This is a genomic window from Pseudomonas sp. GW821-FHT07B01 (assembly GCF_059419065.1).
Map to the genome: position 1 here is coordinate 1 of NZ_JBWKRA010000010.1, position 12,744 is coordinate 12,744.

Here is a 12,744-nt window from a genome sequence, read left to right on the forward strand (position 1 = left end):
GTATAGCGCAGTCCGGTAGCGCGCCTGCTTTGGGAGCAGGATGTCGGGAGTTCGAATCCCCCTACCCCGACCATATTAAAAATCCTCGTATCGAAAGATACGGGGATTTTTTTTGTGCTCGCAAATTCTGAATTCACCGCAAAATAAAGTGGGAGCGGGCTTGCTCGCGAATGCGCAGTGTCAGTCAGTGCATCTGTGACTGAACCACCGCATTCGCGAGCAAGCCCGCTCCCACATTTGCCAGGCCTCCGTCGAGACCAGGTTGTTAATGCAATTTAAGGCGTGGCTCGGTGCCGCGGCCGATCTTGCTGCCCAGCATCAGCATCGCCGTGCGGAAGAACCCATACAGCGCCATCTGGTGCATGCGGTACAGCGACACGTAGAACATCCGCGCCAGCCAGCCTTCCAGCATCACACTGCCCGTCAAATTGCCCATCAGGTTACCCACCGCGGAAAAGCGCGACAGCGAGATCAGCGAGCCGTAGTCGGTGTACGTGTAGGTCGGCAGCTCCTTGCCTTCGATTCGTAGCTTCAGCGACTTGGCGAGCAATGAGGCCTGTTGATGAGCCGCTTGGGCACGTGGCGGCACATTGCGGTCGGTGCCCGGTTGCGGGCAGGCGGCGCAATCACCAAAGGCGAAGATATTTTCGTCGCGGGTGGTTTGCAGAGTTTGCAGGACTTGCAGTTGGTTGATGCGGTTGGTTTCCAGACCGTCGATGTCCTTGAGGAAGCCGGGTGCGCGGATACCGGCCGCCCAGACCTTGAGGCTGGCCGGAATCACCTGGCCGCTGCTGGTGATCAAGGCATCGGCAGTTACTTCACTGACCGCCGAGTTGGTCAGTACCGTCACCCCTAGTTTTTCCAGGGTCTTGTGCACTGGCCCACCGATCCGCTCCGGCAGTGCAGGCAATACCCGCGGGCCGGCTTCGATCAGGGTGATGTGCATGTTTTCCGGCTTGATACGATCCAGGCCATAGGCGGCCAGTTCATGGGCGGCGTTATGCAGCTCGGCGGCCAGCTCGACCCCGGTGGCACCGGCACCCACGATCGCGACGCTAATCTGTTCAACGGCGTCGGTCTGCCCGGCATGGGCGCGCAGGTAGTGGTTGAGCAGTTGCTGATGGAAGCGCTCGGCCTGCTTGCGGGTATCGAGGAACAGGCAGTGTTGCGCTGCGCCCTCAGTGCCGAAGTCGTTGGTAGTGCTGCCTACCGCAATCACCAGGCTGTCATAGCCCAGCACGCGGGCAGGCACCAGTTCGCGGCCTTCTTCGTCGAGGGTGGCGGCCAGCTGGATTTTCTTCTGCTCACGATCAAGCCCGCTCATACGGCCCAGCTGGAACTCGAAGTGGTTCCATTTGGCTTGGGCGACATAGTTGAGTTCGTCTTCCGAGGAATTCAGCGAGCCGGCAGCGACTTCGTGCAGTAACGGCTTCCAGATGTGGGTCAGGTTGGTGTCGACCAGCGTGATGCTGGCCTTGCCACGCTTGCCCAGAGTCTTACCCAGGCGGGTAGCCAACTCCAGGCCGCCGGCACCGCCGCCGACGATGATAATACGATGGGTCATGGGGATATCTCGCAAGGCTAAAATAAATCGGAGCAGTTACCCTCGCGAGCGCCAGGCGGCTCATAGCGTCAGGTAACTCAATAGGCGGCTCAGCGCACCGAGCCCGATTACCACGACCAGCACCACGCAGAGGAGCAGCCACGGCCGGAAAGGCTTGCGCTCGACTCTGTGCTGGGAAAGTCGCAGGTACTCTTCGACACGCTCTTGGTCATCGGGTTTCAGGCGGCTGGTCATAAAGGCCTCGTCAGGTAGACGTTGCAAAGGGGCGCCACGTTACAGCCAGGGGCATCAAAGGCTGATGCCGACATCAAACACTATGCTGCGGCCCAGGTTGTTGCGCAAGAAATCCGGTGCGTCCGGGTGCGCGAACAACACCCGGGCGAAGGTTGGACCCACCAGTGACAGCGAGCGCCAGCCCTGGCGCAGGTATTCGGTCGGCGGCGGAAAATGGCTGTTGAGGTCCAGTACTTCGCGCTTGAGGCTGGTAAACGCAATGAGGTCCAACTCCCCCAAGTCCATCCCGCGCTCTTTATAGTTGTGGGCTTTTTTACGCAGTGTGGGGGCCAGGCGCAGCAGGAATTCATGGGCGGGGATTCGCCGTGGCTTGGCTTCGCGCCGTACCAGTTGGCTCAAGGAGAAAGCACTGCGCCTGCGCAGTAACTCATCGCGCCACTCGTCATTCAGGCGGCGGCCCTCATCCAACACAAAAAAGACCTCGAAGCTGGCGTCGCGAAACAGCACGTCGGGCGGCTCCTGGCCCGCTGCGTGGAATTCTTCGACACGGTAGGGCACATTCAAGCCTTGTAACAGGCGCTGACAGACCCAACGCTCACGCTCCCACTTGCGGGCATTGGACAGAAACGCATTGGCTTGTTCGGCTGCTACGGTGAGCAGGCGCAAATAATCTGAGTCATCCATAGTCGCAGCTTAGCGTTCAAATGATGACCACAGGAAGTCTTGCCTTAAAAAGGCGGGTGTAGAATGCTGATGTGGAGCAGGCCCAGGGACGAGGTGTGTGATGAGGTTTTTGGTAAAGGCAGAGCATCCGTGATCAGTGCAGCGGTTCTGGCACCCCAGACGCTCGGCCTCGGCTGGCTGGTGTATGCGCCCGTGTTGATGTGGGCGATGCTGCGCTCGCCATGGGTGGAGCTGTTTGCCGACCGCCGACGCCAGCACTTGCTGTTCGGCACGGTGTTCGCGCTGTTCATGCTGTGGTTGGTGCGGCGGGATTTCGATACCGGCGTGTCCTACCACTTTATCGGCATGACCGCCGTGACCTTGCTGCTGGATTGGCCGCTGGCAATCGTCGGTGGCTTTGCCGCCCAGCTTGGCTTGATGTTGCTGGGGCGCCAGGACCTGGCCGCGCTTGGCATCAATGGCCTGCTGCTGATCGTGCTGCCAGTGCTGGTCACCGAAGGGTGCGCGCTGCTGGTAGAACGGGCGCAGCCGAGAAACCCCTTTGTGTATATCTTCTGTTCGGGCTTTTTTGCTGCCGCACTGTCGGCATTGCTGTGCCTGTTGGCCGGCCTGGGCCTGTTGTGGTTAGACGGTCTTTTTGCGATGCCTGAGTGGTTGGAAGATTTTGTCGGTTACCTATGGCTGATCATCTTTCCCGAAGCCTTCATCAACGGGATGGTCATCAGCGCGCTGGTGGTGTTTTGCCCGGAATGGCTGGAGACGTTCAACCGTACCCGCTACCTCTCGGCGCCGTGGAAGGACGACGATTCGCGGCGTTGATCCAGGTCAAATGCCAGGCAGCGGCGCGGGTCCATGCTCTGCAAAATTTTCAGGAGCACGGATCATGAGTGTGTACGAGTGGGCACGGCAGGAGTTGCGCAGAAGCCAGGATGCAGCGCAGGAAATCGGTTTTGACCCCGGGTTGACCTTGCGCGCCATGCTCAGTGCGGTGGTGCAGCAAAGCAAGGGTGTACGCAGTTTTGAAGACCTGGCCGACGAGTTGCAATACCTTGCAGAAAACCTCGACGACCAGCAGGAATATGCCTTTATGCGGCCTTAGTGGCGCGGCGGCAGGTCTTCGGAAAACAGTTCATCTTCGGCGTCGGGGGCCACGGGAATCTTGTGTTCTTCAGCGGCCCAGGCGCCCAGGTCGATAAGCTTGCAACGGTCCGAGCAGAACGGACGGTTGAGGTTGGTCGCTTTCCATTCCACGGGTGCACCGCAGGTTGGGCAGTCGACGGTCAAGGGTTGGCTCATGATCGGCCTCCACGCAAAGTAAGGTAAAAGTGGTGCAGTCGCTCGACCTCGCCGTGCAGCCAGGCGAGGTCCTTATCGTTGACCAGCACGTCATCGGCATGGTTCAGGCGGTCTTCGCGGCTGGACTGGGCCTTGAGAATCGCCTGCACCTGTTGTTCGCTGATGCCGTCGCGCTGCAGGGTACGCTGAATCTGCAGCGATTGCGGCACGTCGATCACCAGGATGCGCTGGGTCATGCTGTACTGTCCGGACTCGATCAGCAGCGGCGACACCAGGATCGCGTAGGGCGATTGGGCGCGTGCCAGGTGGCTGCGAATTTCCTCGGCGATCAGCGGGTGCAGCAAGGCTTCCAGCCACAGGCGTTCTTGTGGGACCTCAAAGATCAGTTTGCGCAGCGCGGCACGGTCCAGCTGGCCGTCGGGTTGCAGCACGCTGGCGCCGAAATGTTCGGCGATGCGTGCCAGGGCAGGGCGGCCAGGCTCGACCACCCAGCGCGCGGCATGATCGGCATCCACCAGGTCGATGCCCAGCTTGATAAAGTGCTCGGCCGCAGCGCTTTTGCCGCTGCCAATGCCGCCCGTGAGCCCAAGAATCCAGGGTATTGCAACAGAAGTGGTCATCTGAAACCGACAGACTGCAAATAGAAGTCGGTTATTTGACCACCCCAGAGCAATGCAATCCAGCCGGCAATTGCCAGGCAGGGGCCAAACGGCATTGGCGCTGACACCTGGGCCTTACGCAAACGCAGCAGGATCAGCCCGGCAAACACGCCCAGCAGCGAGGCCATCAGCAGGGTCATCGGCAGAATCTGCCAGCCGCCCCAGGCTCCCAGCAAGGCCAATAACTTGAAGTCGCCATGGCCCATGCCGTCTTTGCCGGTGGCCAGCTTGAACAGCCAGAACAGGCACCACAAGCTCATGTAGCCGATGACCGCGCCCCACACTGCATCGGGCAGTGGCGTCAGCAGGTCAGCACTGTTGAGGATCAGCCCCAGCCATAGCAGCGGCAGCACCAGCACATCCGGCAGCAGTTGGTGGTCCAGATCAATCAGGCTCATGCCCAGCAAGCCCCAACTCAACAGCATCACCGCGCCGGCTTGCCAGCCGAAGCCGAAGTGCCAGGCGACAGCGGTTGAGATCAGCGCGCACGCGAGTTCGGTGAGGGGGTAACGCAGGCCGATGGGCTCGCGGCAGTGGGCACAACGCCCCCGGAGTAGCAGGTAGCTGAGCACCGGAATATTTTCCCAAGGCCGAATCGGTTGATTGCAGTGCGGGCAGCAGGAGTTCGGGTGCATCAGGTTATAGGCCGGCCCACCGGGCTCGGCTGGCAAGTCGAGAATCTCATGGGCCTGGGTACGCCATTCCCGCTCGAGCATTTTGGGCAGGCGCCACGCCAGCACATTGAGGAAGCTGCCGACGATCAGGCCCAACACCAGCGCCAGGCCAACAAACGCCCAGGGATGTTCGCTCAGCAGCAGGCTCAAAACGCCGTCCCCAATTGAAACACCGGCAGGTACATGGCGACTACCAGCGCGCCGACAATCCCCCCCAATACGACCATGATCAGCGGCTCCATCAGGCTGGTGAGGTTGTCGACCAAGGTATCCACGTCTGACTCGTAGTGGTTCGCGACTTTTTCCAGCATGCGGTCCAGGGTGCCGGACTCCTCCCCGATTGCGGTCATCTGGATCGCCATGCCTGGGAACAGGCCGCTGTTACGCATCGATTGATTCAGCTGCATGCCTGTGGATACATCGTGGCGCATACGCTCGATTGCCTGTTTGAAGGGCCCATTGCCGACGGCGCCGGCCACCGAACCCAATGCCTGTACCAGAGGGACGCCCGCCGCAAAGGTGGTGGAAAGTGTGCGAGCGTAGCGAGCAACCGCAGATTTGTGCAGCAGTTTGCCTGCCACGGGCACTTTCAACAAACCCGCCGCCAACCAATGGCGAAAGCCCGGGTAAGTTCGATGGGCGTGATGCCCAGCGACCATTATGGCGCCCACGCCCAGCGCCAGCATCCACCACGCTTGTTGCAACAGTTCCGACAGTGCAATGACCGCCAGGGTAAACCCCGGCAATTGGCCGTTGACCCCGGCGAACAAGTTCTGGAACTGCGGCACAACGTGAATCAACAGCACTGTGCTCACCCCTGTGGCAATTACCAGTACCGCGACAGGGTAGGTCATGGCTTTCTTGACCCTGGTTTTGAGCCGTTGGCTTTTTTCCAGATGAATCGCCACGCGCTCGAGCAAGGTTTCCAGGGCGCCGGCTATTTCGCCGGCTGCTACCAGATTGCAATACAACTCATCGAAGTAGCGGGGATATTGACGCAGGGCAGCGGCCAAGGGGTGGCCGCTGGCAATATGCTGTTTCAACGCCTTCACCAGTTCGCGCAGCTGTAGGTTTTCGACGCCTTCGCTGATGATGTCGAAGGCTTGCAGCAGCGGGATGCCGGCTTTGAGCAAGGTGGCTAACTGGCGAGTGAACAAGGCAATATCTGCGGGCGTTATTCGCGTCTTGAAGATGTGTAAACCGTAAGATTTCTTGCGCACACGTTCAGGGCAGATCCCTTGCTGGCGCAGTTGTACCTTGATCAGCGCAAGGTTATGCCCGGCGATTTGCCCGCAAACCCGTCGGCCTTTGCGGTTGATGCCTTCCCAGGCATAGATTGTTGGAGTGTCGTTCATGTGAGGTTGGCGCACCCAGGTCGTGAAGAATTTATAGCTTAGTCAGGTGGCGAATTCGGGCAGGCTGGCGCTGGGCGATAAAATGTCAGATTGTGCGTCTTGCAGGCGATGGACTGCGTGGGGATGAGTACACTGGCGCCGTTGCACACTACGGGGCGCAGGATGCGCCTTGTCATGGTTCTATTCTGGAGAGTGAAAGAGATGCGTCAAAAAGGTTTTACCTTGATCGAATTATTGATCGTCGTGGCAATCATCGGCATTTTGGCCACCATCGGTCTGCCCATGTACACCAAGCACCAGGCCAAGGCCAAGTTCACGGCGGGGTTGGCTGAAATCAGCGCGCTAAAGGCCGGCTACGAGGACGCCATCAACCAGGGCACCGTGCCAACCCTGGCCCTCATCGGGGGCACAAGCCCTACCGCCAACTGCACCATCGAAGTGACAGGCGATGTGGCCTCGGGCGCAGGTACCTTGCGTTGTGAAATCCTTGATGCACCCGCGCCCGTGCTGGGCAAGACCATCACCTTGACCCGCAGCGCCACCACCGGCTGGAGCTGTGCCACCACGGTAGAGGCTCAGTATGCTGCCAAGGGCTGCGGCGCCAACGGCGCGTGACAGTCGCTGGGCGGTGAGCGAGTTGGTTGCTGCATGCCCAATGCAGTGCTAGCTTTAGCCCACCGCCCGTGTAGCTCAGCCGGTAGAGCAGCGCACTCGTAACGCGAAGGTCGCAGGTTCGATTCCTGTCTCGGGCACCACAGGCACCACTGTTTCAACGGCAATGTTTTTCAGATGATCCCAGAATGGTTCTGAAGGCCAGGTGAGCCGGGCATTTGCCCCCCGCTCTTTTGTATCTGCGCAACCTTGAAGACCCAGATGCATTCCCATTCCTCGATCTAAGAGAACAACATGACCACGACTGAGATGACCCAGGAAGCACGGCACGAACAAGCGCTCAAGCATTACCTTGAAGCGACGCCGCAGCTTAAAGAAGAGATCAAGGACCTGAGTGCCGACGATCAGCGCGACCAGATTCAGTGGGCATTCGAAGATGAGGCCGAGAGTCAGGGCTACCAGCCTTGGGAGCTGACCCTCAAGTACACCTCGACACCCGAAGAGTTCGAAGCCGCGCGGTTGGCCTTGCATAAAGAGGCGGCCGAGGTGCTGGGTGTCGATTGGGACGAGTACTGCGAGATGAATAATCTGGTGGTCTAGGCACGGCGGGCTTGTGGTGGCGAGGGAGCTTGCTCCCGCAGGGCTGCGAAGCAGCCCCAAATTGGGTGATCGAAATACATCAGGTGTACGTCGATGAACGGTTTGGGAGCGCTGCGCACTCCAGCGGGAGCAAGCTCCCTCGCCACAATCGCCCGGCCCTGCATGGCTTCTCAGATGCTCAGGCGCATCGACAGATCCACCGCCTTCACATCCTTGGTCATCGCGCCGATGGAGATGTAGTCCACGCCGGTTTCAGCGATAGGCAGCAAGGTGGTTTCATTGATCCCGCCGCTGGCTTCCAGCTTGGCCTTGCCTGCGTTCAGGCGCACGGCTTCGCGCATGTCTTCCAGGCTCAGTTCATCCAGCATGATGATGTCGGCACCCGCCGTCAGGGCCTCGCGTAATTCCCCCAGGCTTTCCACTTCGATTTCCACCGGCTTGCCCGGGGCAATCTTGTGGGCGGCGGTGATCGCTTGGGCAATACCACCGCAGGCGGCGATGTGGTTTTCCTTGATCAGGAACGCGTCATACAGCCCGATACGGTGGTTGTGGCAACCGCCGCAGGTCACCGCATATTTCTGCGCTAAACGCAGGCCGGGCAATGTCTTGCGGGTGTCCAGCAGCTTGACCTGGGTGCTGGCGACAAAGTCCGCCAAAAATTGCGCACGGGTGGCAACCCCTGACAGCAATTGCAGAAAATTCAACGCGCTACGTTCACCACTGAGCAGCGAGCGGGCCGGGCCCTCAAGGTGGAACAACGCCTGGTTGGGGCTCACTCGTTCACCATCAGCCACCTGCCAGTGCACAGCAACCCGTGGGTCCAGTTGACGAAACACCGCATCCACCCACGCCGTGCCGGCGATAACAGCCGCCTCACGGGTAATGATCGTGGCCTTGGCCAGCCGTTCGGCCGGGATCAACTGCGCGGTGATGTCGCCACTGCCGATGTCTTCCAGCAGTGCGCGGCGCACGTTGGCTTCGATTTCGGCGGTGAGGTCGGCAAGACGGAGGTTCGGCATAACAGGCTCCACAAACAAAGTGCCTCGATTATAGGGCCAGCGTGCGTTCTAACCCAGGCTCGCCACTCATTTACCGCACAAAGTCAGAGTGTGCTGGCGCAACTGCCCTCGTTTGCAAGATAATCTCGCGCCTTGCAATTGGCGTCATAGCTTTGACGTCCTAGTGGTGATCGGGTGTTTGCAGTGCCTGCCGGGCCTGCGCTCCGTCTCTCCACCGCTCAAAACCGCCGTTTCAGGAGGCCAGGATGCACAATGACGGGAAGGTGGTGCCTATCAACAGGGCACAGGCCACGCCATCGCCGCTCGCGCGCCTGCCGGTGGTATTGCTGCAGGTGCGTGACAAGGCTGCGCAACAGCTGCAACAAGGCTTGCAGGAACTGTTCGATAACGCCGACGACACCCTGTTCGAAATGGCCGAAAAGGCCCGTAGCACCGTCGACCATCATATTTTTTTCGAGGCCATGCGCGACCTGCGCCTCAAGCGCAAGAACTTCGAGCGCGTGTTCATGGAGCAGCTGTTTGTGGCGTTCGCCAACCTGGGCCAGGCCCGGTGCAGCGGTGCACACCTGGTGCCGCTGGTGTCTTATGAGGCGGCACCCGGCACCGGTGCCGATGACGTGGAAAAAGCCGTGGCCCTGGAGGCGATGCTCGGTCGGGTGCGGCATCGTGATGGCTTGGCCCTGGGGCAGTTGAACGCACGCTTGAGTGAACTGCTCGGCAGGCGCCTGGAGGACCCTGAAAACCCCTTGGGCCCTGCGCGGCTTTGTGAGTTTTTCCTGCAAGCAGGGCGCAGCCTGGGGGTGGAGATTCGCGTCAAGCTGGTCATGCTCAAGCTGTTTGAGAAATACGTGCTCAGTGATGCCGACCTGCTGTATGGCGAGGCCAATCAATTGCTGATCGCCACCGGCGTATTGCCGCAACTCAAGACTGTCCCGTCCCGTCGAGCTGGCGGGCGCGAGGCCCGGGAGCACCAGCATTACACCAGCCAAGCGGTGGCCGACCCGCCGCTGGACAAAAGCGGCCAGCAAGCGTTCAGTGCCTTGCAAAAGTTACTGGTAGCCGTGCGTGGCAGCGTGGCCCCGACCCTTGAAGCCAGTGCCGAGCCGCAGCCGATTGCCACCCGCGACCTGCTACGGCTGTTGTCGCACTTGCAGCAATATGTCCCGGAGCCCGGTGGCGAGGACGATTTCGACCTGCGCAACCAGTTGGAACAGTTGCTGACCCGGGGCAGCGTCAAAAGCGGCAAGTCGAGGGTGTTAGAAGAGGCAGACGAAGATGTGATCAATCTGGTCGCCATGCTGTTCGAGTTCGTGTTCGATGACAGCGGTGTGCCGGACGCTTTCAAGGCGCTGATCGCTCGCTTGCAGATCCCGCTGCTGAAAGTGGCGGTGCTGGACAAGAGCCTGTTCAGTTGCGCGGAGCATCCGGCGCGGCGCTTGCTCAATGACATGGCGAGCGCCGTCATCGGCTGGAGCCCGCCCCATGACCACCCACGGGACAACCTCTATCTGTGTATCGAGCAACTCGTACAGCGTGTGCTGAATGAGTTCGTCGAAGACCCGGCGATTTTCTCCCAGTTGCTCACCACGTTCAGCGCATTCATAGCCCAGGAGCGCAAGCGCAGCGAGCGACTTGAGCGACATACCCGTGACGCCGAGCAAGAGCGCCTGCAGGTCGAGGTGGCGCGCCAGCGTGTGGTGCACGTGCTCAATCGGCGGCTCGTGGGCAAAACCTTGCCGCAATCGGTGCTGCAATTTGTACAGCAGGCCTGGAGCCAGGTGCTGTTAGTGGCCGTTCTCAAGCACGGTGAACAATCGCTGCAGTGGCAGGCGGCACTGCGCACCATGGATGAATTGATCTGGAGCGTTGGCCTGCGTGAAGACACCGAAGCGGGCCGGCGTTTGCTCGAGCAATTACCCGGGCTGCTCAAGGCCTTGCGTGACGGGTTGGCCGGTGCGGCCTTCGATCCTTTCAGTACCCGCGAGTTCTTCCTGCGGTTGCAGGCCATGCATGTTCAGCCGCTCGACGGCGAGGTGCTGGTTGAAGTCCGTGAGCCTTTTATCCTGGAGGCTGGCCCGCCAGGTGCCGACGAGATACTGCCCCATGATGACCCCGACCTGCTCAAAGCCAAGCAGTTGCGAGCCGGTACCTGGGTAGCGCTGCAGCAACATGAAGCTGGTACCCTGCGCTGCAAATTGACCGCCATCATGCCGCCCGCCGATACCTATGTTTTTGTCAGTCGCGCCGGCCTCAAGGTGCTGGAGAAAAGCGCGGGCCAGTTAGCGCTGGCGTTCAAGCAGGGCGTCCTGCACGCCTTGGATGATGGCCCGCTGTTCGAGCGTGCGCTGGCAGCGGTGGTGGACAACCTGCGGCAACTCAATCGCGGCAAGTGATCGCAACCGCAGGGTGGAACGCGGCATACTGGTCACACCTCTTATCATTCAAGGAGCCTGTATGCAGTTGGACCCCGCCAGCGGTTGGTGCCAGGGCATTCGTCATTGCCCTTCGCCCAACTTCAACGAGCGCCCTGAAGGCGAAATCTCGCTGTTGGTGGTGCATAACATCAGTTTGCCCCCGGCGCAGTTCAACACCGGCAAGGTGCAGGAATTTTTCCAGAACCGCCTGGATATCTCAGAACATCCCTATTTTGAAGGGATTGCGAGCCTACGAGTGTCTGCGCATTTTCTGATTGAGCGTGACGGCACTGTGACGCAATTTGTTTCGTGCCGCGACCGTGCCTGGCATGCCGGTATTTCCGTCTTTGAAGGGCGCGAGGTCTGCAACGATTTTTCTCTGGGAATCGAGCTGGAAGGCACGGATGACCTACCGTTTACCAATGCCCAGTATGCGGCGCTGATCGACCTGACACGCCAACTGCTGGTCGCATACCCAGACATCACCCGCCAACGTATTTGTGGTCACAGCGACATCGCTCCGGGGCGCAAGACCGACCCGGGCCCCGCTTTTGATTGGGCGCGCTTTCGCAGCGCCCTGCAGGATGGAGGACACGAACGATGAGTTTCCTGGTGTTGGTGCTGGCCGTGTGGATCGAGAAGTTCTCGGCCTTGCGCCTGCGGTTGCAGCGCGACGGTGGATGGCTGCGTGAGCTGGCCAAGCTGGAATCGAGCCCGCGCATGGGCAAGCGACCCTGGGTGATCCTGCTGATATTGGTGCTGCTGCCGGTGGCATTGCTGGCGTTGTTGTTGCTGGTCCTGGAGCCGGTGGCCTATGGCCTGTTGGCATTGCCGGTGCACTTGCTGGTGGTGATCTACAGCCTGGGCCGTGGCGATCTATTGGCGGGGCTGGGGCCGTTTCGCGACGCCTGGCGGCGCGGTGACCTGCAAGCGGCCGAGCATGTGGCCGAACGCGACCTCAAACTTGGCGCCGACAGTGGCGAGCAATTGCTGGAGCGCGTCCAGGGTTACCTGCTGTGGCAGGCGTATCAAAGCTTTTTCGCGGTGATTTTCTGGTATTTCCTACTGGGCCCAGTGGCCGCCCTGGCCTACCGCCTGTTGGCGCTGGCCAGCGAAAACAGCCAGAACCCGTTGGTGGCCGAGCGCGCCGCGCAATTGCGCCACGCGTTTGACTGGTTGCCGGTACGCCTGCTGGCGGCCAGCTTTGCCTTGGTGGGCAATTTCGTCGGGGTCAGCCGGGTGATGCTCCACGAACTGTTGAGCTGGGACATCAGCGCGGCACAGTTGGTGGAAAAAGTCGGCTTGGCCGCCGCGGAAATTCCTGCGCCAGTGGTGGGGGTCGATGGCATCAACAGCCTGGATCGCCTGTGGGAACTGCTGCTGCGTGCGGCGGTGCTGTGGTATGCCGGGTTTGCCATCTGGACGGTGCTGCCCTGAGTGATAGCGGCGGGGGTATCCATCGCTCCCGCCGTTAACCTTACGTTACAAAACTCCCTTTCGAATTGAGCTATACAGATAGCGCGCCCAATAGTGGCTATCTGCCGCCGCCCTGCGCCTCAATAAAAATAAAAGAAGGGGAGGTCACCTGTGAAGAGCTTGCTCTATCCCGCCGTCGCGCTGATGAACCGCCTGA

The 12,744-nt window shown here is 60.3% G+C and carries 15 protein-coding genes and 1 tRNA gene; 8 read left to right on the forward strand and 8 right to left on the reverse strand.

Annotated features, from left to right (window positions below; translation table 11 throughout):
• Nucleotides 1–265: 265 nt before the first annotated feature.
• Genes AC07S6_RS12985 through AC07S6_RS12995 form a run of 3 tightly spaced genes read right to left on the reverse strand, consistent with a single transcriptional unit; the run spans nucleotide 266 to nucleotide 2,482 of the window.
• A complete protein-coding gene (locus AC07S6_RS12985; RefSeq protein WP_032903990.1) occupies nucleotides 266–1,564 on the reverse strand; it encodes an NAD(P)/FAD-dependent oxidoreductase in 1,299 nt (432 codons plus the stop codon).
• A 60-nt stretch (nucleotides 1,565–1,624) separates the two neighbouring features.
• Entirely contained in the window at nucleotides 1,625–1,798 is a 174-nt protein-coding gene (locus AC07S6_RS12990; protein WP_034126248.1) for a DUF3094 family protein, read from the reverse strand.
• Nucleotides 1,799–1,852: 54 nt separating this feature from the next.
• Nucleotides 1,853–2,482 carry a DUF1780 domain-containing protein gene (locus tag AC07S6_RS12995; RefSeq protein ID WP_003188431.1) on the reverse strand — a complete coding sequence of 210 codons (630 nt, stop codon included), beginning with the start codon at nucleotides 2,480–2,482 and terminating at the stop codon, nucleotides 1,853–1,855.
• 129 nt (nucleotides 2,483–2,611) lie between these two features.
• On the opposite strand from AC07S6_RS12995, the gene AC07S6_RS13000 reads away from it, so the two are divergent.
• Nucleotides 2,612–3,301 carry an energy-coupling factor ABC transporter permease gene (locus AC07S6_RS13000; protein WP_197880101.1) on the forward strand — a complete coding sequence of 230 codons (690 nt, stop codon included), beginning with the start codon at nucleotides 2,612–2,614 and terminating at the stop codon, nucleotides 3,299–3,301.
• A 64-nt stretch (nucleotides 3,302–3,365) separates the two neighbouring features.
• Nucleotides 3,366–3,581, forward strand: a complete 216-nt coding sequence (locus AC07S6_RS13005) for a hypothetical protein (RefSeq protein WP_003171680.1) — start codon at nucleotides 3,366–3,368, stop codon at nucleotides 3,579–3,581.
• Here AC07S6_RS13005 and yacG read toward each other — a convergent pair.
• The 4 genes from yacG to AC07S6_RS13025 are packed head-to-tail and all read right to left on the reverse strand — an operon-like array spanning nucleotide 3,578 to nucleotide 6,466.
• Entirely contained in the window at nucleotides 3,578–3,778 is a 201-nt protein-coding gene (gene yacG / locus AC07S6_RS13010; RefSeq protein ID WP_003188437.1) for a DNA gyrase inhibitor YacG, read from the reverse strand. The two genes, AC07S6_RS13005 and yacG, sit on opposite strands and share 4 nt — an antisense overlap.
• Nucleotides 3,775–4,398 carry a dephospho-CoA kinase gene (gene coaE / locus AC07S6_RS13015; RefSeq protein ID WP_197880102.1) on the reverse strand — a complete coding sequence of 208 codons (624 nt, stop codon included), beginning with the start codon at nucleotides 4,396–4,398 and terminating at the stop codon, nucleotides 3,775–3,777. Before coaE ends, yacG begins: the two co-directional genes overlap by 4 nt.
• A complete protein-coding gene (locus AC07S6_RS13020) occupies nucleotides 4,395–5,261 on the reverse strand; it encodes a prepilin peptidase (RefSeq protein ID WP_495112450.1) in 867 nt (288 codons plus the stop codon). The genes coaE and AC07S6_RS13020 overlap by 4 nt, the downstream gene beginning before the upstream one ends.
• Nucleotides 5,258–6,466, reverse strand: a complete 1,209-nt coding sequence (locus AC07S6_RS13025) for a type II secretion system F family protein (RefSeq protein ID WP_495112451.1) — start codon at nucleotides 6,464–6,466, stop codon at nucleotides 5,258–5,260. Before AC07S6_RS13025 ends, AC07S6_RS13020 begins: the two co-directional genes overlap by 4 nt.
• 201 nt (nucleotides 6,467–6,667) lie before the next feature.
• On the opposite strand from AC07S6_RS13025, the gene AC07S6_RS13030 reads away from it, so the two are divergent.
• From AC07S6_RS13030 to AC07S6_RS13040, 3 genes are all read left to right on the forward strand, one after another.
• Nucleotides 6,668–7,081, forward strand: a complete 414-nt coding sequence (locus tag AC07S6_RS13030; RefSeq protein ID WP_034126254.1) for a pilin — start codon at nucleotides 6,668–6,670, stop codon at nucleotides 7,079–7,081.
• Between the two features lie 64 nt (nucleotides 7,082–7,145).
• Nucleotides 7,146–7,221 (forward strand) — tRNA-Thr (locus AC07S6_RS13035).
• A gap of 151 nt (nucleotides 7,222–7,372) precedes the next feature.
• A complete protein-coding gene (locus AC07S6_RS13040) occupies nucleotides 7,373–7,678 on the forward strand; it encodes a DUF6388 family protein (RefSeq protein ID WP_034126255.1) in 306 nt (101 codons plus the stop codon).
• Nucleotides 7,679–7,848: 170 nt separating this feature from the next.
• Here the strand turns inward: AC07S6_RS13040 and nadC are convergent, their stop codons facing one another.
• On the reverse strand, nucleotides 7,849–8,697 hold the full coding sequence (gene nadC / locus AC07S6_RS13045) for a carboxylating nicotinate-nucleotide diphosphorylase (RefSeq protein WP_197880105.1): 849 nt from the start codon (nucleotides 8,695–8,697) through the stop codon (nucleotides 7,849–7,851).
• A gap of 245 nt (nucleotides 8,698–8,942) precedes the next feature.
• Here nadC and AC07S6_RS13050 point away from each other — a divergent pair, with 245 nt between their 5' ends.
• The 3 genes from AC07S6_RS13050 (at nucleotide 8,943) to ampE (ending at nucleotide 12,548) form a co-directional block, all read left to right on the forward strand.
• Complete coding sequence (locus tag AC07S6_RS13050; protein WP_495112452.1) at nucleotides 8,943–11,090, forward strand: DUF1631 domain-containing protein; 2,148 nt, start codon at nucleotides 8,943–8,945, stop codon at nucleotides 11,088–11,090.
• Nucleotides 11,091–11,151: 61 nt separating this feature from the next.
• A complete protein-coding gene (gene ampD / locus AC07S6_RS13055) occupies nucleotides 11,152–11,715 on the forward strand; it encodes a 1,6-anhydro-N-acetylmuramyl-L-alanine amidase AmpD (protein ID WP_197880107.1) in 564 nt (187 codons plus the stop codon).
• Nucleotides 11,712–12,548 (forward strand): regulatory signaling modulator protein AmpE, encoded by an 837-nt coding sequence (gene ampE / locus AC07S6_RS13060; RefSeq protein ID WP_495112453.1) that lies wholly within the window; start codon nucleotides 11,712–11,714, stop codon nucleotides 12,546–12,548. Before ampD ends, ampE begins: the two co-directional genes overlap by 4 nt.
• Nucleotides 12,549–12,744: the final 196 nt, after the last annotated feature.

Excerpts from the sequence above, each read along its gene's own strand:
- ampE (WP_495112453.1), top strand. The coding sequence starts at position 11,712 with ATGAGTTTCCTGGTGTTGGTGCTGGCCGTGTGGATCGAGAAGTTCTCG.
- AC07S6_RS13030 (WP_034126254.1), top strand. The coding sequence starts at position 6,668 with ATGCGTCAAAAAGGTTTTACCTTGATCGAATTATTGATCGTCGTGGCA.
- coaE (WP_197880102.1), bottom strand. The coding sequence starts at position 4,398 with ATGACCACTTCTGTTGCAATACCCTGGATTCTTGGGCTCACGGGCGGC.
- AC07S6_RS13005 (WP_003171680.1), top strand. The coding sequence starts at position 3,366 with ATGAGTGTGTACGAGTGGGCACGGCAGGAGTTGCGCAGAAGCCAGGAT.
- AC07S6_RS12985 (WP_032903990.1), bottom strand. The coding sequence starts at position 1,564 with ATGACCCATCGTATTATCATCGTCGGCGGCGGTGCCGGCGGCCTGGAG.
- AC07S6_RS13025 (WP_495112451.1), bottom strand. The coding sequence starts at position 6,466 with ATGAACGACACTCCAACAATCTATGCCTGGGAAGGCATCAACCGCAAA.
- AC07S6_RS12990 (WP_034126248.1), bottom strand. The coding sequence starts at position 1,798 with ATGACCAGCCGCCTGAAACCCGATGACCAAGAGCGTGTCGAAGAGTAC.
- yacG (WP_003188437.1), bottom strand. The coding sequence starts at position 3,778 with ATGAGCCAACCCTTGACCGTCGACTGCCCAACCTGCGGTGCACCCGTG.
- AC07S6_RS13050 (WP_495112452.1), top strand. The coding sequence starts at position 8,943 with ATGCACAATGACGGGAAGGTGGTGCCTATCAACAGGGCACAGGCCACG.
- nadC (WP_197880105.1), bottom strand. The coding sequence starts at position 8,697 with ATGCCGAACCTCCGTCTTGCCGACCTCACCGCCGAAATCGAAGCCAAC.
- AC07S6_RS12995 (WP_003188431.1), bottom strand. The coding sequence starts at position 2,482 with ATGGATGACTCAGATTATTTGCGCCTGCTCACCGTAGCAGCCGAACAA.
- ampD (WP_197880107.1), top strand. The coding sequence starts at position 11,152 with ATGCAGTTGGACCCCGCCAGCGGTTGGTGCCAGGGCATTCGTCATTGC.
- AC07S6_RS13040 (WP_034126255.1), top strand. The coding sequence starts at position 7,373 with ATGACCACGACTGAGATGACCCAGGAAGCACGGCACGAACAAGCGCTC.